Genomic DNA, 24,976 nt, shown 5'->3' on the forward strand with positions numbered 1-24,976 from the left:
ATTTATCCGAGAGCATTTGAAAACTAATCTCACCACCCCATCCACATAAAAAAAATATAGACACTAACCCACTAAAATGTGCAATTCATCCCCCTGCTTAAAGAAGCCGGAGAATTCTTGCACAATAAAGTTAAATTAACCATTATTAAGTGAAAATAATTCAGGAATCCCCATCCTCTATAGGAGGGGGTGGTTCAATTAGTCATTCTTAATATTTTTAGCTCATTGTCAAGTGATTTTCTGCTGTTTTTACTTAAAAATTTTTTTCAACTAAAAATGCAATATGGTCTTTTTCATATGGTTCCAATTTTACTTTTTCGACAATCTTAAAACCTTTTTCTTTCAATTTCTTTTCCTGTTCCTTAAAAATCTTTTTAGGTTTTTGCACTACATCAATACTTCTGGCTTTTATCATTAAAAGGCCAACACCACCATCCTTTGCAAATAAATTCATATTTTTCATAAATAATTCGCTTTGTGTTGGTTGGGCAACATCACAGTATACCAAGTCACTTTTTTCAACTAGATTCAAATATCCTTTGGGTTTGGTTGCATCACCTAAAATTGGAGCAATATTGAGTCTCTGATGTGAAAGTCGAACCAATTTTTTGGCTGTTGTTGGTGAAAATTCAACTGCATATACTCTTCCATTGATTATGATATCTGAAATATGTGAAACTGTTGTTCCGGTTGACGCACCTAAGTATAGAACTTTTGAAGTGTCTAGAAGCTCCAAATTTTTTAATCCATTTAAAAGAGCAGCTGCTAATTTTGAACGTCTTGGATTCCATAATCTGTATTCTTCATCTTCTTTGATTAATTCTTCACCGTAAACTGAAATTCCAGGATTTAAATTCTTTGTTGCAACATTTCCATCTTTAAAATAAACATTCATAAGCTATCTCCTTCTTTTTCTTCTTTTACTTTTTCGCTTCTTATTTCTTGATTTGCCCTTTTCTTCTTTTCTTTTCCTAGTTGTTTTTGTTGGAAATGGATTGTCCTTTTCAATTTCTTCCGTTTTTTGGATAAAATCTTCAAAAGCATTTTCATCAAAAGTTTTGGTGAAAACATCTCTTCTGACAGCTAAAGAAATTTTACCTGCAAGCATGCGTGCAATTTTTCCGCGATTCCACCATTTTGCACCTCTTACTTGCGGATGTTGGTAAATCAAACCATATTTTGGAGGTCTGTCTCCACTTTTCAGGTGTCTGAACAATGCTTTTTCAGCACCCATTATCTGAACGGTACTTGATGGATATGTTGCAAGACGTTTAAGCCCTCCTGCATGTGAAATCAACTTGGCACCAAGTGATGATCCAACAATCAGTTTCAAATTGGGTGCAATTGTGTCCATTTTGATGTCAATGTAGTCTTCAATTTCTTTTCTTGTTTTTTGAAGTTCAAAGATTGAATTTGCATATTTGTTCATTATTTCCAAATCTTGGGGATTAATGTCGTCTTCCAAATCCATGACATTATTTGGGAATGCATCCGGCTTGGCTTCCATAATTTTTTCTTTGGATTTGTTTTGTGATATTAATTTGATGTAGGTTTCATTATTTTTAATGACGTCCATTTCGGGAAAGTATAATGCATACCATTCCCTAATGCGTTCGATTAATTTGGAAATTGTTTCGTCTATTTCATCAATGGAATTGATGGCTTGAATCAGGTGTTTGTCCTCGCTGGCTGATTCCTTTTTAATTTTGTAAATGGCCAATCTTTGATAAATTTCACTAATTTCCTCATCATTCATATTGAACTTTTCAAAATTATTTCTTAAATATTCTCCAGCTTGATTTGGGGTTTGTATAGTTATTTTTTCATTGGAATAATCTGATAATCGTTTATTTGATTCGATGATGATTTTGTCGTAGTCTTTTGAAACTTCTTCAATTATCTCCATTTCTTCAGCAACAATCTTTTTATCATCAATGTCAATTAATCTGGCGACTATTTCATCTTCTTGAAATAATTTTTTCGCAATCAATTCATTTTCATTGTTAAACGCATAAAATCCTTTAACACTGTAAGTAATATAACATTCCATAATGTAAATTATTCATTTTATTTTTAATAAGTATTTTCAATTGTTATTGTGAGTTTTTTCATCTTAAGATATCCAAGTATTTTTTTAGGATAAAATTTAAACTATTAAATGTATGTCACAAGAAAGTTTAGATGATTTAAAATATGAGTTGGAACTAAAAAATGCCGAAATTGATGAGTTGTCGATGGAGCTTGAAAGTAAAAATGAGGAAATCAACAAATTGAAATTATATTCTACCAAGCTTAAATATGAAAAGAAAAACCTTGAAGACAAATTGGATACTAAAATTGACTATGATAAGGCAAGAATTAACGAATTGGATGATTTGGCTGAGAAAATTAAAGAAAAGGAATCAATCATTGAAGATAAGCAGGATCAGGTAAAATATTTAAGGTCCTTAATTGATGATTACAAGAAGCAGTTAAATTCAAACACTGAAAACCTTGAAGTCCAACTTAAAAAGATATCAAAAACTTATGAAGATTTATTAAAGCAAAAAGATGCGATAATCCAAAAACAGGATGAACAAATAGATAATCTAATTAAATCAAAAGAAGAAATCATAAAGTCCAATAAAACTAATGTTATCAGTTTAAAATTACAAAATGAGAAATATCAAGAAATTATTGATAAATTAACAAAAACTAATTAAATAATTAATTACAAAGATGATACCATGTTAAAAACAGATATTTGTGGAGTGGAATTTAGAAATCCGTTAATGTTGGCTGCAGGCATTATGGGAAGTAATGCTTCATCCATGAATTGGATTTTAAAATCAGGTGCCGGTGGAGTCGTTACAAAATCTTTTTCACTTAATCCTCATCCTGGTTATCCCAACCCGACAACCGTTGCGGTTGAAGGAGGTATTTTAAATGCAATTGGGCTTTCAAATCCAGGTGTTGAGAATTTTAAAGAGGAACTGAAAAGGATTGAAAGAAAAGACAATGTCGTTATCGCTTCCATATATGGAGCTACACCGGATGAATTTTCTTCATTGGTCAGTGATGTTCAGGAATATGTGGACATGATTGAACTGAATATTTCTTGTCCTCATGCAATGGAAGGTTTCGGTGCATCAATCGGTCAGGATTGCAATTTAAGCCATACTATTGTATCGGCGGCAAAGGATGCAAGTGATGTTCCGATTATAGCAAAATTAACACCAAACGTCACTGATATTACTGAAATTGCAAAAACCTGTGAGGATGCAGGTGCAGATGCAATATCTCTCATTAACACTTTGGGTCCGGGAATGAAAATCAATATTGATGTTGCCCGTCCTGTTCTCTTCCATAAATCTGGAGGAATGAGTGGTCGTGCAATTAAGCCTATTGCAATCAGTAATGTTTATTCAGTCTATGAGGCTGTAGATATTCCATTAATTGGTGTTGGTGGAATTTACACTTTTGAAGATGTTGTTGAATTTATCTTTGCCGGTGCAAGAGCAGTGCAAATAGGAACTGCCATTATGGATGAGGGTGTTGAAGTATTTAAAAAGATAAATATTGGATTGGAGAAGTTTATGGCCGAAAAGGGATATTCTTCAATCGATGAGATGGTAGGTCTTGCACATAGGGAGTTGTAAAACATGATTAACGAACCGAAAATTGTTGAAATAACAGAAATTATTGAAGAAACTCCTACAATCAAAACTTTTAAGTTTAATTGGGATATGGATAAATTAGGGCATCCAAATCCTGGCGAATTTGTAATGGTTTGGAACTTCAAAAACGAAAAGCCAATGTCCATTTCTCAAATTAATGATGATGAATTGGCAATTAGCGTTAAAAATATTGGAGAGTTCACTTCCCAATTGCACAATCTAAAAGTCGGCGATGAAATAGGTGTAAGGGGAAGTTATGGTAACGGTTTTGATAATTCATTTGAGGGCAAAAACATAGTGGCTATTGGTGGTGGAGTGGGTATGGCTCCGATAAATGCGATAGCCCGTGATTTAATCGAAAAGGGAAATAATGTTGATGTTATTGTTGCAGCCCAAACAAAAGATGAATTGCTGTTTGCAGATTCTCTTGAAAAAACAGGTGCAAATGTTCATCATTGTACTGATGATGGCAGTTTTGGATTTAAAGGATTTGCTACAGATTGCCTAAATGATTTGCTTAAAAGTAGGACTTATGATTATGCATTTGTCTGCGGACCTGAGATAATGATGAAAGGAATATTTGATATTCTTGAAGATGCATCAATACCTGGTCAGTATTCTCTTGAAAGATATATGAAATGCGCTCTTGGAGTATGTGGGCAATGCTGTGTTGACAGTGAAGGTTGGAGAATTTGCGTGGAAGGTCCTGTTTTTGAAAATGAGAAAATTTACAAGATTGATGAATTTGCTAAATACAGACGGGACGCTTCAGGCGTTAAATACTAACTGTGAGTGATTGATATGGGATTAAACATTAAAGACTATCTTAATACGCCAATACTATTCATAATAGTTTTGCTTGTAATTTCTTTAATGTTTGTATTTCCAGTTTTAAATATGGTGCTTCTGGGAGCTATTCTGGCTTATGGGATTAGGCCCATTGCGAATAAGATTCAATCCAAATTAAAATATTCTTCTATTTCTATTTTGCTTGCTATTGTTATTGTGCTAATACCTTTGATACTTCTTGTGGCTTATATAATATTTGAGCTGTCGACTTTTGTCACTTGGATTTTAGCCAATAATCCTGATGCTAATGTAAATAGTGCAATGTATCAAATTTCTGCATATTTGCCTGCGGGAGTTGATATTAATTCTATTAATTCATATCTGGACTCAGTAATTAATAATGTTGGAAGTTATATTCTTAATTATAGCGTTAAATTTGTAAGCAAGTTTGCAAACATTACCTTGGATTTATTTATACTTGTCTGTTCTGTATTTTATTTTGTCCGTGATGGGGATAAATGTCTAGATTTTATCAGATCTTTTGTTCCGGATGATTCCAAAGATTTCTTTGACAATACAATAAAAGCTATAGAGAATGTGTTGAAAAGTATTTTTTATGGGCACTTTTTAACTTCTGTCATTATTGGAATTTTTGGTTGCATCGGCTATTCGCTTTTAGGATATCCATTTGGCATATTTTTAGGTGTATTGACTGGTATACTTCAATTAATCCCTGTATTTGGGCCTTGGCCAATATATTGGGCATTGTTCTTTATAGATGTGGCATCCGGTAATTATGTAAGAGCAGTCATTGTTCTTTTCTTTGGATTTTTCTTAAGCACTGTTGATATGTATATTAGGCCTGCTTTATCAAGTCATTATGCAGATATCCACCCGTTAATATTGCTGATTGGATTTCTGGCAGGTCCGTTGGTATATGGTATTGTAGGATTTATTATAGGACCTTTAGTTTTGGGAATTACATATGCCGTTTTAGATAATTATAGGAATGAATATCTTCTTGGTGATGATTAGATGGAAAAAAATGTTGTTATTCTTGATATTGATTATGTAACCTATGAGGATAAACCTGTCATCAGGTTGTTTTCAAAAAATGGTGACGAAAATGTGATTTTATTGGACGATACTTTTGAACCATATTTATATGTTGTCTGTGATGATATTGATAAGGGTATTGAAGAAATCAGGGAAAATTTGGATGTAATTTCCATTGAAAAAGTCATCAAAAAGGACTTTCAAGTTGAAAAAGAATTTGTTAAGGTCACATTTGAACATCCACAGGAGCTTGCAAAAAATCGGGATAATCTAAGGGATCTTGAAAGTGTGGTTCAAATTCGCGAATTTGATATTCCATTTTATAGAAGATATCTGATGGATAGGGATGTTATCCCTATGACTGAAGTGACAGCCATTGGGGAGGAATTAGATTCATTTTTGAATTTGGATTCTAAAAAGCAAGATATTCAAATAATCAAGCTTACTGAAGAGCTGAAACGTGTGCCGGATTATCCTCAGAAATTTAGAATTTTGAGTTTTGATTTGGAAGTAAGAAATCCTCATGGGATGCCTAATTCCGAAGAGGATGAAATTATTATGATTGGTGTGGCCAGTAATTTCGGTGTTAATCAAGTTATTTCCACAAAAACAAATTCAGAAGATAGGGATGATTTTGTAAATCAGGTTGAATCCGAAAAAGAGATGATTGAAGAATTTGTAGATATTATTAAGAAAAACAATGTGGATATTATAGTTGGGTATAACTCTGATAATTTTGATTTTCCATATCTTAAAGACAGGGCAAAGATTTTGGATGTTGATTTGGATATTGGAATGGATGAATCTGAAGTCAAATATATTCGAAGAGGTTATGCTAATGCAGCATCTCTTAAAGGGCTGATTCATGTAGATTTGTATCTGGTTATGAGAAGGTACATGTCCCTTGAGAGATATACATTGGAACGAGTTTATTATGAATTGTTTGGTGAAGAAAAGATTGATGTTCCTGGTGAGAGAATTTGGGAATTTTGGGACAATGGCGGTGAAGAATTGGACAATCTGTTTGACTATTCTCTCGATGATGTTGTTTCCACTTTGAAGATAGCAGAACAAACTTTGCCTCTTAATTTAGAACTTACTCGTATTATTGGTCAGCCTTTGTTTGACGTTAGTCGTATGGCTACAGGTCAACAAGCTGAATGGTTTTTAGTCAAACAGGCTTATTTTGATAATGAAGTTGTTCCTAACAAACAGGGAGCTAATTTTGCCGACCGTGCAAATGCTGAAGACAATGAAGGTGGATATGTAAGGGAACCTGAAACAGGACTTCATGAGAATCTGGTTCAATTCGATTTTAGAAGCCTGTATCCAAGTATCATCATTTCAAAAAATATATCTCCTGATGTAATGGTTCTTGGGGATGTTGAAAATGAAGATGATTATAATATTTCTCCTGAACATGGTTTAAAATTCAAAAAAAGCCCTCAAGGTTTTATTCCATCAGTTATTGATAAAATATTGCAGGAAAGATTCAGAATTAAACGTGAGATGAAGGCATCAGATGATTTGCAACAAAAAAAGGCATTGGATGTTCAGCAACAGGCCATTAAAAGATTGGCTAATACAATGTATGGTATTTATGGTTTCCCTAGATTCAGATGGTATTCTTTTGAATGTGCAAAAGCCATTACTTCATGGGGAAGGCAATACATAAAATCATCAATTAAAAAAGCAGAAGAATATGGTTTTTATGCAATATATGCAGATACTGATGGTTTTTATGCCAAATATAAAAAAGAAAAAAAGTAAGAGAAATTAATTCTCTTTAAATTTTATTTTGTTATTTTAATTGTGGATGTTTTAGCTTTTGCAACACAATATTTGTTTGCTGATTCCACTACAACTTTATGAATTCCAACTGTTAATGATTTTACATTAAGTTTTGCAATTCCTTTAGAATTGGATTTCACAGTGTAAGTTTTATATTTTTTACCTGTGTAAACTTTAAGGGTTAATTTAACTCCTTTGATTACTTTTTTGGTTTTTGTGTTTTTAACAGTAACTTGGAAGTATTTTTTCGCTCCTTTTTTAGCTGTTAATTTTTTAGGAGTTAATTTAGTTGGAGCTTTTTTAATAACAATTTTTGATGAAATTTTTGCTGCAGTATAGTTTTTGGATTCTCCTTTTTCAACAATAACATTGTAAGTTCCTGGTTTTAAATTGTCAAGTGAAAGTCTAATTTGACCGTTTGCACCAGTATGTCCGTTATAGTTGTAATATCTATTTGCTGAAACAAAAACCTTAATATTTACTTTAGCGTCATAAATCGCTTTGTTATTTTTTGAATTTGTTAAAGTTACAGTGAAATATTTATTACCTTTATAATATGTGGTCAATTTTGGTGCTTTAAGTTTTGCAGTAGCTTTTTTAACAGTAATATATTTAGTTACTTTAGCAGCATTATATCTAGGATCATAAGTAGTAGAAACAACCATTTTGTGTTTTCCAACAGATAATGATGCGGAAAATGATACTTGTCCTTTACTGTTTGTTTGGAAAAGGTAGTTTTGGGATTTTGATCCAGTATATAATCTTACAAGTACGATTGCACCTGATAATGCTTTACCAGTTTTTTTATCGGTAACTTTAATAGTTGCTGTCTTTCCAGTATTGTAATACATGGTTATGCTCTTTGTGCTGATTACAGCAGCTTTTTTAGTGATTGTAATTTTACCGCTGGCTTTTGCATTATTGATGTTTTTGGTGTCATTGTTGTTTACAGTAACATCGTAATCTCCAGCAACTAAACTTGCAACAGATATTTTACTTTGTCCGTTTGAATCAGTTTGGAAGTAATAATCTTTAGCAGTAGTCTGTGGCATGTTTAAATGAAGGATAATGCCTGGAACAGCAGATCCATCTTTTTTACTGGTAACTGTGATTGTTACATTTTTATTAGTTCCATATTCTTCTTTAAAGTTTTCAATTTTAATATTGATATTTGCTTTGGTAATTGTTAAATTTGTGTTAACTTTTGAAGATTTGATATTATCAGCGGTGGATAACTCCACAAGATGTTTTCCAACATCTAATTTGTTCATTTCAAATGTAGTGGAGTTTTGACTAAATTCATAAAGGTTAATTGTTTTGAATGAAACAATACTTTCATTATCAGCTTTTGCACTGAATCCTGCTCTGATATTTCCTGTTGTGGTTAAACTTAAAGTTTTACCTTCAAGGGAAAGAGCATTGTCATCAATATCGACTAATTTAAATTTAAATTCACCATTTTGATATTCGTTTTCATTGACAAGCACTTCAATTTTTACATTATAAATTCTATTTAAAGTAATAATCTTTGAAGGTCCATCTTTGTATGTAATTGTTAAACTAGCTGAAGTGAAATTACCGTCTTCAAGTTCAAAGATAACTTTTCCATTAACAACATCAAAGCTTTTCACTTTAACTGCAACAGTGCTATTTCCAATTTTAGTAGTTGCATTTAATGTAATGTCATCAACAGTAAATGCAGTATTGTTAACACCGTTAGTGATATTAACTTCAACTTCTCCTTTTTTAGTGGAGTTAATATTTAATGTGGTTGGGTTTACTTCAATAGTAAGATTTCCATAAACATTTACTGCTATATTTTTAGAAGCTTCATTGATTGTGTTGTTACCGAGATATTTGATAGTTATCTCATGTTTTCCTCTTGCGAGGGAATCTGTAATTGTAATAGTTTCGTTGACATAAGTAAATTTAAGATCTTTAGTGCCTTCAGTTACTTTTAAATCATTTGAAGTAATATTTAATATCTTATTGATACTTTCAACAGTTACAGCGATTTTTTTAGCTTCCTCTTCACGAACAGTAACGTTATTTGCATTAATTTCACTTGAATATTTGATGATTGCATTTTTAGAGTTCTTTGTTTCAGTAGAATTCACATTAATTGTAGCGCCAATATAATTAAGGTTATCTAATGCGAATCTGATTGTATTATCTTCTATAGTAAAATCATCAATTATTTTTGATGTTTTATTCCCATCGTCACCGGTGTAGGTTATATTCAATGTTAAGCTATCTTTATTTGGTTTATATTTGCTTACTCCATCGGAAATTGTGATTGGTATTTCAATGTTTACACCATCACTGGTAACGACTGATGGTATATCTAATGTTTTGTCTCCAAAAATAGATAATAATATTTTTGTTGTGGAATTTTTGTAAATAACATTTCCTAAATAAGTAATATTTAAACTATGATTACCTAAACTTAGTTTATCGGCAATGTTTATTTTTGAATTATTATAATTGAAATTTATTGTTGTATTTCCTTCTTTAACTGTAATATTTTCTTTTGCAATATTTATTTCCTTGCTTTCATTATCTTTTACAGCTACTGGAATCTCTACAGGGTCCTTTTCACTAACTTTCACATCTTCGGACACTACTGTAGTTTCTATTTTCTCATCGGTATCTTCACTTAAAGTTGCACTAGAACTATCGTCTGTTAAGATACCTGCATCTGATGTGCCAGTGTCTGCTGCACATGCAGATCCGATACTTACTAATAGGAATAAAGCCATTGCTATTAATAAGATATAAGAGTTTTTAAGTTTCATAACTTTTTATCCTCCTTTTAAAAGAAAATCATATTTTATTAAAAAAAGTGTATAGATTTTCAGTACTATTAATATTAGTATGATTTAACATTTATACTTTTCTTCCATTTATATATGCTAATTTTTGTTTTGTATGTTATACAATTGTATGGATTGTGAAAAATTTCATTCAAAAAAAAATAAAATAATTTGAAAAATAAAAATCATCAACATTATATGCTACGGAAGAATTTGAGTCCTTTGGTAGCACTTTTCTTAATCACAATAGAACTTGTTGCAGATCCTTTATATTTCAAATCGTATGGTAATATTTTAACTTTATGTGTTCCTGCTGAAAACTCATTAGTTGCAAAACCGATTGCTCCATTATAAATCTTTGTACTGCCTTTAATCTTTTTGGTTTTCAATACAAATGTTTTATATTTTTTACCGGTGTAAATTAAGAATTTAATCTTAACTCCATTAATACCCTTATTGGTCTTTTTATTTGAAACAATGTAGGAAAGTATCGCACCATTATTATCTGAGGTCCTGGCTTGCAATTTAAATTTCAAAGCAGTTTGTTTAATTACTTTAATTGAAGATGTTAATGTATTGAATTTATATCCGCTATGTGTTCCGCTTACCACAATTTTATGGGTTCCTGCACCCAAACTTTTAGTTTTGTATGAAGCTACACCTTTTGAGTTTGTAGTTACTGTTGTAGTTTTATATTTTTTTCCAGTGTAAACTTTTAGGGTGAGTTTCATTTTTGGTATAGGTTTGTTGGTTTTGGAATTAATGATTTTTATGGACCATATGCTAGAACTTTTAAGTGCAACTGTTAATTTGGATGCTGAAATTACTGCAACCGCTTTTTTAACAGTTATATTTAAATCCTTATCAATTGCAGTGTGGTTTTCATCAGGGGTTGTAGTAACTCTAAGAATATAATTCCCAACTCCCAAACCGGATATTGTCAATATACTTTTTGAAAAAGTAATTTTGGCTTCTTTATGATTTAAAACTCGAATATTTTCTTTTTGAACAGTTCCTCCATCAACAATAACTTGAACTGAGCCTGATGCACCATATTCAAAAATCATACTTGCGGTAAAATCAACACTGGATGATATTTTGGTCTTATTGAAAATGTTTTCTCTTTCATAAGTTTTTTCAGAAATATTCAATGCATCCTCTTTGCTTTCATTGTATTTGATAGCAAAATAATTTGAGATTATGGTTGAAGATGAATTACAGTATATTGCATTTCCAAATAATGCATCATTATCTTTAAAACTTGAATTTCTAATAAATCCGTATCCAACTAAACTAATTGCGCCTCCGTTTAAATTTAATGCATTATTTCCATTGAAATTACAGTTATCAATTTCTGTATTTTCACAGCTGCTGAATATGGCTCCTCCACCAGTAATATCAGATCCATTTTCATAATTTCTAAGATAGTTCTGGTCAAATTTACTATTGGAAATTGTATTTCCCTTGCCTTTCAAGACAATTGCTCCTCCACCTTGTGATGCAAAGTTATTGTTGAATGTACACTCAGTTATGAGACAATTGTTGGATTCAATTAATATTGCTCCACCATATTTGTATGCTGAATTTTCATTGAATGAACAATTTACTATTTGGCAGTCGTCTCCTTCTATTAATATTGCACCAGCAATTTGTGCTTTATTAGTTTTAAAAGTAGAATCAGTTATTTTACAGTTGTTTCCTTTTAATAATATAGTTCCGCTTTCTTTAGCAGTATTTTGAATAATCTCACAATTATTTAGGGTTCCCGCATTACCTTCCCAAAGAATTGCGGCACCATAATTTTCTTTACCACCATATAATTTTAAATTACTTAAAATAACATTAGATGCCGTGTTTTTAATATTAAATAATCTTAAATCTTTAAAAGTAGTTTCAGTTGGTTTGATTGTGGCACCATTGCCGTCACCACGGATGTTTAGTGTTTTATCAATATTGATTGTATTTTTTAGTTCAAAAGTACCGTTAAGAACAATTGTGTCTCCTTCTACTGCTTGGTCAATTGTATCTTGAATATTGCTTTCGGGAGTAATGTAATGTGTGTTTGGTTCATTAACATCCAGTTCTTCTGTTACTTGTGTTTCAATAATTGTTAAATTGTCCGGCGAAATATTCGAATCATTCCCAGCACTTACATTTGAAACAGTAAAAATACTTAACAATATAAGTATCAGTAATATTTTTTTATTCATTTTTTTCCTCCTTAAAAAGAAAAATTAAGGATAAGTTCCTTAAATCTTACGGAAAAATTTAATTCCTTTTGTAGCGCTTTTCTGGATTGTAATTGAAGTTGTAATTGTTCCTTTATATTTGATGTTTTCAGGCATGAATACAACTTTATGTTTTCCTGCTGAAAAACTGTTTGTTGCAAAACCGATAGCACCATTATAGGATTTCTTTTTGCCTTTGAGTTTTTTAGTGGTTAAAGTATATGTTTTGTATTTTTTGCCGGTATATATTAAAACCTTAATTTTAACTCCGTTGATTCCTTTATTTGTATTTTTATTGGATACTAAATAAGAAAGCAGTGACCCACTTTTTCCATTTGTCCTTTGTTGTAATTTAAATTTCAATGGGGTTTGTTTTACAACTGTAATGGATGAAGTTAATGTGTTAAATTTATAACCGCTATGGGTTGCGCTTACCTCGATTTTGTGAGTGCCGGAAGTCAGATCTTTGGTTTTATATGATGCCACTCCTTTTGAATTTGTAGTTACTGATACTGTTTTATATTTCTTACCTGTGAATACTTTTAATGTAAGTCTCATGTTTGGAATGCCTTTATTATTCCCTGAGTCAACCAATGTAATTGTCCAAACACCTGCACTTTTAAGGGCAACAGTTAATTTGGATGCTTTAATGACTGCAGTTGCTTGTTTAACTGTGAAATTTAAATCTCCATCAACAGCAGTATGATTCTCATCCGGTGTTGTAGTAACTCTAAGGGTATAGTTTCCAACATCTAAATTGGAAATTGTTAAAACATTGTTTGAATAAGTAATTTTAGCTTCGTCATGATTTAAAACATGAATATTTTCAAGTTCGATTTTTCCTCCACTGACATTTACATAAATGGAACCTGATGATCCGTATTCAAAAATAAGTCCTGGAGAAAAAATAACACTGGAATTTACTTTCACACGTTCAATTGTATTATTTAATCTCAATAACTCGAAATAAGGGATTCCAGGAACTGCATCTGCAATAATCTCATCATAATCAAGCACAAAATGATTAAACATGATATCATATGAAGAATACATTAAATCATTACCTAACCTAGCCATATTGTCTTTAAAGAAAGATTTTCTCACGGTATTATTGATGTATAAACTTATAGCACCTCCATATGCTTCAAGTGCTTGATTTCCTATGAATGTACAATTGTCAACTGTTAAACCGTCGGAATCAGCACTGAAAATTGCACCGCCTCCCTGAGTTTCATTTTCATCTAATTTATTTGTAATGTAGTTGTTGTAAAATTCACAGTATTCAATAGTATTGTTTTGTTTAAGTACAGAAATTGCACCTCCGTAATCAGTACAATGGTTGTTTGTGAATTTACAATGGCTTATAATGCTGTTATCTGCCCATAATGCTATTGCTCCCCCATGACTTTTTTCACCATTTGCCATGTTGTCGTTGAATTCACAATTTGTTATGGTGCAAGCACTACCATTCAAAAGAATAGCACCTCCATGCATAGCCGCATGATTGTTTGTAAAAATACTATTCTCTATTTTACAGTTATTGCCTAAAATGAGAAGTGCACCGCCAATAGCATTCTCTCTTATTGCGGAATTATCTATAAATTCACAGTTTGCTATGGTACCGTTATCGCCTTCCCAATATACAGCACCTCCCCATAAGAATATGCCGTTAACAAATTTTATATTATTTAATTCAACGTTTGAAGCATTGATATTAAAAAATGGGGAACTATAATCTTTGCTTGTATTGAATGTTATAACAGCACCGTCATCTGATCCGACGATTTTAACTGGTTTATTAACATTAATTAGGTAATCGCATGTATAATTTCCATTGAGAGTAATTGTGGAATATTCCTCGGCAGCATCAATTTCACGTTGAATATTCCTATATTCATCTTCTCCAGACTTTAAATTATGAGCATTATCTTGATTATCTGCAATTTGCTCTTCTGTCATTGTTTCTTCTAGTGATTGCGTTTCTATAGTGCTAGTATTGTCAGATGAGATAATGTCAGAAGCATCTGCTGCACTCACATTAGAAAAGGCACAAACACTTATTATCATAATCAAAAATATTAGTAATATTTTTTTCATATTAGTTTCCACCTTTAAAAATATAAAATATATTGAATATATCATATTTTTCTAATGGAATCTATTTAAAAGTTTCATATAAAGCATAAACTTTCATTCACTCGCCAAATTGCGAGGAATGCTTTAAAATTTTTTAAAAAAAAAGAATTTGAAGAATAATAATTATTCTTCGATATAGGAATCTATGTCTATATCTAAATCATCACAGATTCCTTTTAATTGTTCGTATAATTTTTCATCGATTGCTACACCATTAGCTTCGGCATCAGCAATTCTTTTTACTTCCAAATCGCCTGGAATTGCAACAGTTTCACCAGTAGCTCTGACTTGTGAGACAAAGTCTTCGGTATTTGCAACAAATTCTCCAAAGTCTCCAAATTTGGATGGATCAATTACAACATATAAGTCTCCTTTTGTACAATCTTTGGTTGGTGAAGCTGTACCGCTAACTCCAAGTCCGTATCCTGCTTGTACTAATGGTCCAGTTAAAATTTCAATTAATAATGATAATGCATATCCTTTAAATCCACCAAATGGTAAAATTGATCCTTCAAGTGCTGCTTCAGGGTCGTTAGTTGGATTTCCATCTTTGTCTAATGCCCATCCGTCAGGCAAGTCCAGACCTTTTCTTTTTGATTCAATGATTTTTCCACGAGCAGTAACTGAAGTTGCCATGTCTACAGTAATGTATGTTTCTGAAGGGATACCTAATGCAATAGGGTTGGTACCAATTAAAGCTTGGCTTCCTCCTAATGGTGCTATAGCAGGATCAGTATTTGCAAGAACCAATCCGATACAGTTTTCCCTTAATGCTAAATCAGAATAAAATCCAGTAACACCGAAGTGATTTGTATTGTGGACACCAACACATCCGATTCCTACTTCTTTAGCTTTTTTAATAGCTATTTGCATAGCTTTATATGATACAGCTTGTCCAAAACCACTATTACCATTTATTAAAGCAATTGCTGGTGTTTCTTTTTCAATCTCAATGTCATCTTTTAGGTTTATTGTTCCTGCTTCGATACTAATTAAGTACTGTGGAAATCTTCCAAGCCCATGTGATGTAAATCCTTTTAAATCTGCATCAATTGTTGCTTCAGCTACAAATTCACTGTCTTCTTCACTAGCTCCTAATTTTTTTAATATTTCTTTTACAAGAGCTATTTCTTTATCTTTCATTATCTTCATTCACACACCTCTTAATTATTTATCAAATCAGTATTCAATTTCAGATCCTTCAAAAGCTTTTACAGTAATTTTTTCATCGTCTGTTACTTTACCAATAATTTGGCAATTGCAGTATTCTTTCAAAGTACTCATTATTTTTTCAGCTTCGTTTTCTTCAGCGATTACAACAAAACCGATACCCATGTTAAATACTTTATACATTTCTTTGATGTCTACGTTTTGTTCATAGATTAATTTGAATATTTCAGGAACTTCCGGAAGGTCATTAATATCATATCCGACACCTTTTTTCAAACGTCTGAGATTTGTAAATCCTCCTCCGGTAATATGTGCAAGTCCGTTAATATTATATTCTTTTTCAAATAATGCTACAATAGGTTTAACATACAATTCAGTTGGTCTGATTAATTCTTCACCGATAGTTGTATTTCCGTTTGGCATTTTGTCGTTAACAGTAAAACCTGCATCATCAAACAATGCTTTTCTTGCTAAACTGTATCCATTGGAATGGATTCCGTTACTTTCAATACCAATCAATACATTTCCAGGTTCTATATTTTCACCAGTAATGATTTTATCGATATCTACGAAACCAATCCCAGTACCTGCTAAATCGAAATCTTTAATAATTCCTGGAAGTGAAGCAGTTTCACCACCTATAATTGCAATTTTTGATTCTTCAGCACCTTTAACAAGGCCTTCAGCAATTTCACTAGCTCTTTCAGGGTCTGGTTTTTCAACAGCAAGATAATCCACTAATGCAATAGGTTCTGCACCTACACAAAGTATATCATTAACGACCATGGCAATACAGTCTATACCAACAGTATCGTATTTATTCATCATTTCTGCAATTAAAATTTTACTTCCAACACCGTCAGTACTCATTGCAATAGCTTTATCTCCTAATTTTACTAAAGCCGCATAATGACCGCTGTCAGTGATGATATCTCTACATGATAATGTTGATTTGAGTTTATCTGCTAACTTTGATACAGTAACAGCTTCAAGGTCTATATCAACACCGGATTCTGAATAAGTAACCATTTTTACACCTATAAGCTTTATTTGTTTAATTTTTTTAAAAAGAAATAAAATAATATTGTGTTTACAATATTTTTACACAATATAATTTGTTTTATTAAGTATTTAATTGTTTTTTAATTATTGTATTCTAACACTGTCTAAATTAATCGGAGTTTTAGTTTCAATTTTATAACTTCTATGAATTGAAGATGCCAAATCCACAGCTTTGTATGGGTCTCCGTGGCATGTAATGACTTTATCAGGTCTTGGATTAAGTCTTTTTACATATTCCATTAATTGTCTTCTGTTAGAATGTCCACTAAATCCATTAATAGTTTTTATTTGCATTTTTACGCAGAATTGTCTTGTTCTACCATCATCATCTTCTAATGGAATTTCTTTCCATCCTTTTTGAACTCTTCTACCCATTGATCCTTCAGATTGGTATCCTACAAAGATTAATGTGTTTTTCTCATCTTCGCATAACCATTTGAAGTATTCTACAGAGTTTCCACCGGTCAACATACCTGAAGTGGATAAGATGATAGCAGGCTGTTTGCTTTCGACAATCTCTTTTCTTTGGTCACGATTTTGGACCTTTTCAAACATATCTGAGACAAATGGATTTCTTCCCATATGGAAGATTTGGTCTCTTAAGTCTTTACTTAAGTATTCAGGTCTTGCAGTGTGGATTGCTGTTGCTTCCCAAATCATACCGTCAATGTAGATAGGTACTTCTTCGATTAAACCATGTCTCATGTATTCTTCCAAAACAACCATAAGTTCTTGTGCTCTTCCCACAGCAAATACTGGAACCAATACTTTTCCTCCACGTTTTAGTGTTTTATAGATGGTTTTCATCATTTCTTTTTCAGCATTGTTCCTGGAAGGTTGTACATCTTCTTTTCCACCATATGTACTTTCCATAATTACTGTTTCAGCACGTGGGAATCTGATTGTTGCAGGTTCAAGTAATCTTGAAGGTTCATATTTAAAATCTCCAGTATATACTAAATTGTGAGCTCCATCTCCAATGTGCATATGGGATATTGCTGAACCTAAAATATGTCCTGCATTGTGCAATGTCAATCTTATGTCTGGAGAAATGTCAGTTACTTCTCCATAATCTAGTGTAATTGTATTTTTAATAGCTTGTTTTACATGTTTTGATGTAAATGGGAGAGGATTTCCTTCTCTGTGAGCTATATCTAAGTGGTCGAATTGTAAAAGTGTAGTTAAATCTCTGGTTGGGGTTGTACAGTAAACTGGCCCTTCATATCCATAATGGTAAAGGTATGGTACAAATCCACAGTGATCTAAGTGAGCGTGAGATATGATGACAGCATCTAATTCTTCAATTGAAAATTCTGGCGCATTCAAATAAGGGAATGCATTTTTATTGTCTGATGCTGCAACATTAACACCACAGTCCAATAAAACACGGCTGTTTGGTGTTTGCAATAACATTGATGAACGTCCTACTTCTTTAAATCCTCCCATTGAAGTAACTCTGGCCCAATCATTTGGATGTTTAGTTCCTTGGTGGATTTGGCGTCCAAGACGTTGTAACATTTTTTTTCTATCTTTACTACTATTTTTTTGGATGGTTCTAATTTTTCCAATAATATCTGAACTGATTGGAGGGGTTCTTAAGATTTTAGGTGCCCATCCAGTGTTTTTAACAATGTTTCTGGATGTTACTCCATATTTTCCAATAACCAATCCTGGTTTTTTCGCAGTAATAACTACTTCTCCAGTTACGGTATCAAAATAAATGTCAGTAATTTCAGCTCCTTCCGGTACGATTTCATGAATTTTATTAATGGTTTCTTCAGGTTCAAGTAATGCGCACTTGTCGGATCGTATAATAATTCTTTTTCTAAGTTCTTTTGCAAGTGATCTTATAAGATCGCCATTTTCAGTTATAATTTCTGGATTTTTAGTATAAACTACTACTTCCGGACCTTCAAATTCCACTTTGGAAACTTGAATCTCTTTTGGTAGCTTTTCTAAAATCTCTTTTTTAATATCTTCTAAAATATCTGAAGTCATATAATCCCTTCAAAAAAAGTTGGTGTAGTATAATAGTTTATGAAAAGCTTTAAGCTATAATTAGTTAAATTTCATAAACTATCTACACTATTATATAAAAAAATAGTTAGTTATGAAAAATTAGCTTACTTATATTTTTTCTAGAATCTCATTAATTTTTTCATCATCTAACATTTCAAAGCCGTCTTTGTCTACTTTTGCAACTAAATATCCGTTTCCGGAAAATGTGTCACGTTCAGCAGCAGCTCTAATAGCTCTTATAGCTATTTCAATTCCTTCATCGGTTGTTAAATCATCTCTATATCTGTCTTCAAGAACTCCGTATGCAACGATAGAACCTGATCCAGTTGAGATATAAGTGTCTTCTATCATTCCACCAGCTGGGTCTAATGAATAAAGAGATGGTTTGTCTGCGTCCATTCCACCAAGTAATGTTTGAACATACATTGGTCCTGAACGTAATATGTTTGCAGTTAATGATGCGGCAGCTTTAACACTGATTGCATCGTTGTTTCTCATTTGGTAAAGAGAAACTTCTGCTTCAATAACTTTCATTAAACTTTGTGCATCTCCCACTGAACCAGCAATGGTAGTTACAATATGATCATCAATTTTAAATATTTTTTCTGCGACTTTATGAGCTACTAAGTTTCCCATACTAGCTCTTCTTTCGCTTGCAAATACAACTCCATCTTTACAAGTAATTCCGACGGTTGTTGTACCTTCTAATATTTTATCATCCATTTAAATACACCTCTATAGTATTTAAAATATCTTATTTCAACTATCTAATAGGTTGAATATAATAAAATCAATTAAATGTATATTTACATATTAATTTTATTTAAAATCAGAATCAATAATTAGTATAAACTAACAATATTAATATTATCTATTTGCATATATAAACTTTTCTTTCAAAAGGTGAATAAATTGAAATGGAAACGAATTGGTAATGTATTGATTTTAGATAGTAAATTTCATTATGAATCTTATGAAGATCTGCAGGTTTTATCAAAAAAGCATAATGTAAAAACCATAATGAAAATAGACCATATTCAAGGAACAAAAAGGGAACCTGTATATAATATTCTCTATGGCAATGAAACTGAGACAATACACAAAGAAAATGGTTGTTTATTTAAATTGGACTTGTCAAAAGTTATGTGGTCTAAAGGGAATAATAATGAAAGGCTGCGTATTGCAAAATTGGTTGAAGACAATGAAGTTGTTTTGGACATGTTTGCAGGTATAGGATATTTTTCAATTCCTATTGGTGTTCATTCAAATGCAAAACACATATACTCGATTGAAATCAATCCTAATTCTTACTTTTATTTATGTGAAAATATTAAATTAAATAAGTTGGACAATATTACTCCAATTTTGGGGGATTGCATGGTGCATGCTCCCAAGTATAAAGCTGACCGTATTATAATGGGGTATGTAAAAACTACTCATCATTATCTAAATGTAGCCATAAATAGTTTAAATGAAGGCGGAATACTGCATTATCATGAAACTGTTCCTGAAAAATTAATGAATACTAGACCTCTTGAAAGGATTATTTCTCAGGCAGGCAATCGTGAAGTTGAATTATTAAAATTAAATAAAATAAAAAAATACGCTCCGGGTGTGGAGCATGTGGTTTTGGATGTTAAGGTGAATTAAAGATGTTTTTGAGTAACTTTTTATTTAACCATTCATCGTTTATGTATTTGTCATAAACACATAATCTTTCAGTTAGTTCAAATTTTGCATCTTTAGTCAGTTCATTGAGTTCATCGATTTCCGGCCAGGGGGATGTGATATTGACAAAGTCCGGGCTCACTGGAGATACGCCTCCCCAGTCATCAGCGCCGCAAAGTAGGAAAATTTGTGCAGTATCCCTATTTAAATTAGGTGGGACCTGTATACTGACGTCGCTGTCTTTGAACAACAGGTATGCTGCAATAACTGTTCTGACCATGTCTAAAAGGCTTGGCTTTGGCCAATTCTCCATTTCAATTCCTGGAATTGGTGTAAAGTTTTGAATAATGACTTCTTGGATATGTCCGTACTCATCATTAATCTCTTTAATCGCAAGTAATGAATCGGCAATTTCTTCTTTTGTCTCTCCAATTCCTATTAAAATACCTGTGGTGTAAGGAATTTTTAGTTTTCCTGCATTGGAAATAGTTTCTAATCTAAGTTCCGGATTTTTTCCAGGACTCTTTTTATGTGCAGGCAATTCCATTAATCTTTTTGATGAATTTTCAAGCATTAAACCCATTGATGCATTTACTTCCTTTAATTTTTCTAAAGATTCATAACTGAAGTTACCTCCATTTGTATGGGGCAATAAGGAAGTTTCATCCAAAGTCATCTGGCAGATATCAACAATATAATCGACCATGCTGTCGTATCCAAATTCTTTTAATCTTAATTGGACAATTTCATCTTCATCAGCATCTTCTCCAAAAGTAAAAAGAGCTTCTTTACAACCATGTTCTTCGGCTTCTTTTAATTCACTTAAAATTTCTTCTTTTGTTTTAAGAATAATGGCTTCTGGATCATCTGGATTCTTTTTAAAATTACAATATCCACAATCATTTCTGCAAATTTCAGTTAATGGTATGAATATATTTTTAGAATAAGTTATGAGATTATTCTCCCTATATTTGGCCACTTCCAGCATATATTTTTCAAGGTCTTTGTCAGTTGCATTTAATATAGCGAGAATTTCCTCTTTTGTTAAATTTGACATGTTTAATCTTCACGTTCGGAAACAGTTACTTCCACATAAAGCGGAGGAATTTCATTTTTATCTTCCCAAATTGCAATAACAACATAAAAGTTTGGAAGTTCAAATACTTTATAGGCTACTACAAGTCCCATTGATTCCAATTCTTCTTCCATCCTAATGAATCCTTTACTGTCAACATCTCCAGTAGTGGTTTCACTTTTTTGGATGTTTTTATCGCCTAATTTGAGAATATCTTCAATCTTGTCTGATGTGGATTCTATTTCTGTTCCGCCAAGGATTTCACCAATTTCTGAAAGCTTAGAATCAAAATCATCTAAAGGCAGTACTTTTCTTGATTTTCCTCTCACAATTAAAATTCTTTCATTATCAATTGCAGGTCTTGATCCTTTAAATGACTCAAAAAAGCCCATTACTTCTCCTGCAATTTCATATGTTTTTTTCATTAAATCAGATCCTATTGAATATTTAATTCTTCTTTTAATTCACCCATTGTGGTTACTTTTTCAGCAAATGCATTGTGTCTGTGAATACTTTCATGATTTTCCTGACGGGATGTAATTAACACGTCATCTGGGAAATCAGAATATTTTGTTGCAATTTTTTCCATCATGTTTCTTACACAATCTTCAACAAAAACAGGTTTTCGATGTGCATTCATGACAGTTGCATTTTCATCAGGTCTCTTTAATAATTCACACACTGGTGAACTCATAGAGGTTTCAATAATATCAATAATATCTTCTGCTTTAACTATTTTATCTTCAGGAACTTCAATTAATAATGTTCCAACTCCTCTTTGATTGTGAGAAGCAAAAGTAACAGTGTCTAATACTTTTTGAGTTGTTTCTTCATCTAAAAATTCTAATAATTTGGTTTTATCGGATTCTCTTACAGATTCCTGTGCACATGGGCAAACAGTCATTCCAATAACTTCAGCACCAATACTTTTTTTGATGGTAACTTCATTATTTTCATCTCTAAAACCAATGGCTTTTGCTTTAAGTTTAGCCATTTCTTGGGTTTTATTTTTAGTTACTGGTGACTCTTTCATAAACATAAAATCAGTAGTCATTGATATTTCAACACGTTTAGCATATTCGTGTTTGGTCATCATTTTGTCAACTATTTTTGCACATAAATCTTCAACGGCAACTCCCTTATCATTAGCAACAGTTTCAAGAACTTCACTAATTGCTTCAGGATTCCTAGACATATGTACTCCTTTTTGATCATTTGGCAAATCTACAAATGCATCAAATGTAGGTAACAATATTATAGGTCTTTTATTTATTCTTTCTAGCTGTAATAATTTTTTTACTCCTGTTACACCTACTCTTGTAAGTTTAATAGGTATGCTTGGAGTGTCATCTTGGGTGTCGGGTAAGCATACTGCCAATTTCATAACCTCTTAATATATTGATTAAATATTATTATTTCTCATTCTCTTTATATATAAATATTTAAAGATTTAATGATTTTTCATGAATTTTTTTGAAGGTGTGATGGAATTTAAATTTTACTTTAAAAATAGTTATTTTTTTAGAATTTTGTTCAAAAATAAAAAAATTAATTAAGCAGTTGTTTGTTGTTCAACTGCCAATCTAAATTTATAAAATGTTTGAAGAACCCATGTCTTCTTTAATAACATCTAAAACGGTTTGGGTGTAAGTTCTTTCTATAATTGGATCTTTTAATAATTCTTTAATAAATCCATTTAGTTCATTGGTGTTTCTGAATTTTGCAATTAAAAATGCGTCATATTCGCCAGTAACGTCGTATATTCCAACAACATTTTTGTTGAAAAATGTTTTTTCTTCCCAATTTTTGAGTTTTCCGCCTTTTACTCTTACACCGATGATTGTGGTCAATACAAATCCTAATTTTTCGTGGTCAATTACTGGTGAGAATTTTTTGATTACTCCAGATTTAACCATTTTGTCTATACGATTATGTACTGTACCTACAGAAACATCTAAACTACGAGATATTTGTCTGTAAGATGTTCTAACATCTTCATTAATAATTTTAAGGATGTTAATATCTGTATCATCGAGTTTAACAACATTGTCTTTAGTTTTTACCATTATATCACTTCATTCATGTATTAATATAGCTAATATGTATAATTAATAATTAGTATATATAATTTAATTAATTGTTTATTATATTTAAAACTTTATATATATTTAACTATTTTTTTTTATAACCTATGCTATAATATAATTTAGTGTAGCATATTTTTTTGTTATTTTTTTATATTTTAATAATATTTAGATTTTTCATCATTATTGTTGGGCTATTGTTTATTTTTTTTTACAAGTTGCTATTCATTATTGAACTCGAGAAGAATATTTTTTATTTCAGTAATGTTTGCATTTGTTTTTATGCCTAGTGGATTGTAGTGGGTCTTAACTGCGCTAAACCCTTTATTTTTTATTTTATCAAAAATTAAATCAAGCTTTGGAGCACTTATTTTCAATGATTTACATATGTTGTGCACATCAAAAAATGTTGCTGGTGCTTCAGATTCTATAAGGCAGCTATTAAGTAATTTAAGTGATTGTTTTTCGGTATTAATTTTTTTGTAATCGATTTCATTAATCATTTGTTCGATAAACTCTTTATTTTGGATAGGACCTAACCATAGTGGTCCTGCATGAATTAATTTTTCACCACAAATTGGGCATTTTTCTTCAATTGCACTGGCCAATCCTTTAGTGGGTTGTCTATGTAAACAGTTTTTACAATGACTGATGTAACCTATATTTTTTAAACATTCATCAGTTTTTTTAGGACCTTTCTTAACATTAATGTATAATCTCATATAATGTTCGGTGCTGTGGGACATTTTCACTTCAATATATTTTCCATATTTCGCAAGGGTAAGTGCTACAAAACCGGCTAATATCCTAATGCCATTCTCATGGCAATATTCACTTTTATAAGGTTTTGCATTGTATTTTCTTATACATGGCTCCTTATATGTTCCACATAATGCAGAGGTGTCAGTTGCAGTTACGCATAACAATGAATTTCTACGTGCGCAGTATCCTGCAGAATCTAGAAATGGGGAGGGGGTTCCGAAAGGATCTATGTCTATTACATCAAATTCGCCACGTTTCATTCTTAAAAACATGCTTGCATCATGTTGATAAACTTCAATATCTTCTAAATTATTTAAATCAATATTATGTTGTTCATATTCATTGGCCAATTCGCTTATGTCATTAATACATACATTTCCAACGCCTTCTATTTCATTTTTGTAACGAATTCCTCTAATTCCGCTTCCACCAAATAAATCACAAATGTCAATTTCTCTTTCTTCTTGTTTTTGGAATACCTGTATTGCAAGAATTGACAAATCTCTATTTAATTCCATGTGTGGATTGTAAAAAACAGGAGCGTCGGATGATACTTTATCAAATTCTGGAAATTCAATTTTTGTTAATCCTTCTTCAATTTGTTTAATCTTATATTCATCCATTGATTCACACTCAATTTTAATATTTTTAAATATGTAATGTTTTA

General features: G+C 31.6%; 20 protein-coding genes. 6 read left to right on the forward strand and 14 right to left on the reverse strand.

Going from position 1 to position 24,976, the window contains the following annotated elements; translation table 11 throughout:
* Positions 1 to 253: 253 nt before the first annotated feature.
* Both QZ143_RS03595 and QZ143_RS03600 read right to left on the reverse strand, forming a co-directional pair.
* The gene (locus QZ143_RS03595; protein WP_292881295.1) at positions 254 to 895 is read right to left on the reverse strand and encodes a fibrillarin-like rRNA/tRNA 2'-O-methyltransferase; all 642 of its coding nucleotides are present in this window, start codon (positions 893 to 895) and stop codon (positions 254 to 256) included.
* 3 nt (positions 896 to 898) lie between these two features.
* On the reverse strand, positions 899 to 2,050 hold the full coding sequence (locus QZ143_RS03600) for an ATP-binding protein (RefSeq protein ID WP_292881298.1): 1,152 nt from the start codon (positions 2,048 to 2,050) through the stop codon (positions 899 to 901).
* Positions 2,051 to 2,162: 112 nt separating this feature from the next.
* Between QZ143_RS03600 and QZ143_RS03605 the strand changes: the two genes are divergently transcribed.
* Genes QZ143_RS03605 through QZ143_RS03625 form a run of 5 tightly spaced genes read left to right on the forward strand, consistent with a single transcriptional unit; the run spans position 2,163 to position 7,271 of the window.
* Positions 2,163 to 2,702, forward strand: a complete 540-nt coding sequence (locus QZ143_RS03605) for a glycosyl transferase (RefSeq protein WP_292881301.1) — start codon at positions 2,163 to 2,165, stop codon at positions 2,700 to 2,702.
* 24 nt (positions 2,703 to 2,726) lie between these two features.
* A complete protein-coding gene (locus QZ143_RS03610; RefSeq protein ID WP_292881304.1) occupies positions 2,727 to 3,638 on the forward strand; it encodes a dihydroorotate dehydrogenase in 912 nt (303 codons plus the stop codon).
* Between the two features lie 3 nt (positions 3,639 to 3,641).
* The gene (locus QZ143_RS03615; RefSeq protein ID WP_292881307.1) at positions 3,642 to 4,442 is read left to right on the forward strand and encodes a dihydroorotate dehydrogenase electron transfer subunit; all 801 of its coding nucleotides are present in this window, start codon (positions 3,642 to 3,644) and stop codon (positions 4,440 to 4,442) included.
* 15 nt (positions 4,443 to 4,457) lie between these two features.
* Entirely contained in the window at positions 4,458 to 5,480 is a 1,023-nt protein-coding gene (locus QZ143_RS03620) for an AI-2E family transporter (RefSeq protein WP_292881310.1), read from the forward strand.
* The gene (locus tag QZ143_RS03625; protein WP_292881313.1) at positions 5,481 to 7,271 is read left to right on the forward strand and encodes a DNA-directed DNA polymerase; all 1,791 of its coding nucleotides are present in this window, start codon (positions 5,481 to 5,483) and stop codon (positions 7,269 to 7,271) included.
* 23 nt (positions 7,272 to 7,294) lie between these two features.
* On the opposite strand, the gene QZ143_RS03630 is transcribed toward QZ143_RS03625, so the two are convergent.
* From QZ143_RS03630 to psmB, 7 genes are all read right to left on the reverse strand, one after another.
* Positions 7,295 to 10,087 carry a hypothetical protein gene (locus QZ143_RS03630; RefSeq protein ID WP_292881316.1) on the reverse strand — a complete coding sequence of 931 codons (2,793 nt, stop codon included), beginning with the start codon at positions 10,085 to 10,087 and terminating at the stop codon, positions 7,295 to 7,297.
* A gap of 212 nt (positions 10,088 to 10,299) precedes the next feature.
* On the reverse strand, positions 10,300 to 12,315 hold the full coding sequence (locus QZ143_RS03635; protein ID WP_292881319.1) for a right-handed parallel beta-helix repeat-containing protein: 2,016 nt from the start codon (positions 12,313 to 12,315) through the stop codon (positions 10,300 to 10,302).
* 39 nt (positions 12,316 to 12,354) lie between these two features.
* Positions 12,355 to 14,430 (reverse strand): right-handed parallel beta-helix repeat-containing protein, encoded by a 2,076-nt coding sequence (locus QZ143_RS03640; protein ID WP_292881322.1) that lies wholly within the window; start codon positions 14,428 to 14,430, stop codon positions 12,355 to 12,357.
* A gap of 162 nt (positions 14,431 to 14,592) precedes the next feature.
* A complete protein-coding gene (gene comC, locus QZ143_RS03645) occupies positions 14,593 to 15,621 on the reverse strand; it encodes an L-sulfolactate dehydrogenase (RefSeq protein ID WP_292609571.1) in 1,029 nt (342 codons plus the stop codon).
* A gap of 27 nt (positions 15,622 to 15,648) precedes the next feature.
* Complete coding sequence (purM, locus tag QZ143_RS03650; RefSeq protein WP_292881325.1) at positions 15,649 to 16,668, reverse strand: phosphoribosylformylglycinamidine cyclo-ligase; 1,020 nt, start codon at positions 16,666 to 16,668, stop codon at positions 15,649 to 15,651.
* 117 nt (positions 16,669 to 16,785) lie between these two features.
* On the reverse strand, positions 16,786 to 18,699 hold the full coding sequence (locus QZ143_RS03655) for a beta-CASP ribonuclease aCPSF1 (RefSeq protein WP_292609575.1): 1,914 nt from the start codon (positions 18,697 to 18,699) through the stop codon (positions 16,786 to 16,788).
* A gap of 129 nt (positions 18,700 to 18,828) precedes the next feature.
* A complete protein-coding gene (gene psmB / locus QZ143_RS03660; RefSeq protein WP_292609577.1) occupies positions 18,829 to 19,443 on the reverse strand; it encodes an archaeal proteasome endopeptidase complex subunit beta in 615 nt (204 codons plus the stop codon).
* A gap of 189 nt (positions 19,444 to 19,632) precedes the next feature.
* Here psmB and QZ143_RS03665 point away from each other — a divergent pair, with 189 nt between their 5' ends.
* Positions 19,633 to 20,370, forward strand: a complete 738-nt coding sequence (locus tag QZ143_RS03665; RefSeq protein ID WP_292881329.1) for a class I SAM-dependent methyltransferase family protein — start codon at positions 19,633 to 19,635, stop codon at positions 20,368 to 20,370.
* On the opposite strand, the gene cofG is transcribed toward QZ143_RS03665, so the two are convergent.
* From cofG to QZ143_RS03690, 5 genes are all read right to left on the reverse strand, one after another.
* A complete protein-coding gene (gene cofG / locus QZ143_RS03670; protein ID WP_292881332.1) occupies positions 20,357 to 21,445 on the reverse strand; it encodes a 7,8-didemethyl-8-hydroxy-5-deazariboflavin synthase subunit CofG in 1,089 nt (362 codons plus the stop codon). The genes QZ143_RS03665 and cofG overlap by 14 nt on opposite strands.
* A 2-nt stretch (positions 21,446 to 21,447) precedes the next feature.
* Complete coding sequence (locus QZ143_RS03675; protein WP_292881335.1) at positions 21,448 to 21,888, reverse strand: DUF2120 family protein; 441 nt, start codon at positions 21,886 to 21,888, stop codon at positions 21,448 to 21,450.
* An 11-nt stretch (positions 21,889 to 21,899) separates the two neighbouring features.
* Positions 21,900 to 22,841: a GTP cyclohydrolase MptA gene (gene mptA / locus QZ143_RS03680; protein ID WP_292881377.1), complete on the reverse strand. Its 942-nt coding sequence runs from the start codon at positions 22,839 to 22,841 to the stop codon at positions 21,900 to 21,902.
* 211 nt (positions 22,842 to 23,052) lie between these two features.
* Positions 23,053 to 23,529, reverse strand: coding sequence for an Lrp/AsnC family transcriptional regulator (locus QZ143_RS03685; protein ID WP_292881338.1), 477 nt, complete (start codon positions 23,527 to 23,529; stop codon positions 23,053 to 23,055).
* 239 nt (positions 23,530 to 23,768) lie between these two features.
* Positions 23,769 to 24,932 carry a tRNA (guanine(10)-N(2))-dimethyltransferase gene (locus QZ143_RS03690; RefSeq protein WP_292881341.1) on the reverse strand — a complete coding sequence of 388 codons (1,164 nt, stop codon included), beginning with the start codon at positions 24,930 to 24,932 and terminating at the stop codon, positions 23,769 to 23,771.
* Positions 24,933 to 24,976 lie beyond the last annotated feature (44 nt).

The sequence above is a fragment of the Methanobrevibacter sp. UBA188 genome, assembly GCF_905234905.1.
GTDB lineage: Archaea > Methanobacteriota > Methanobacteria > Methanobacteriales > Methanobacteriaceae > Methanocatella.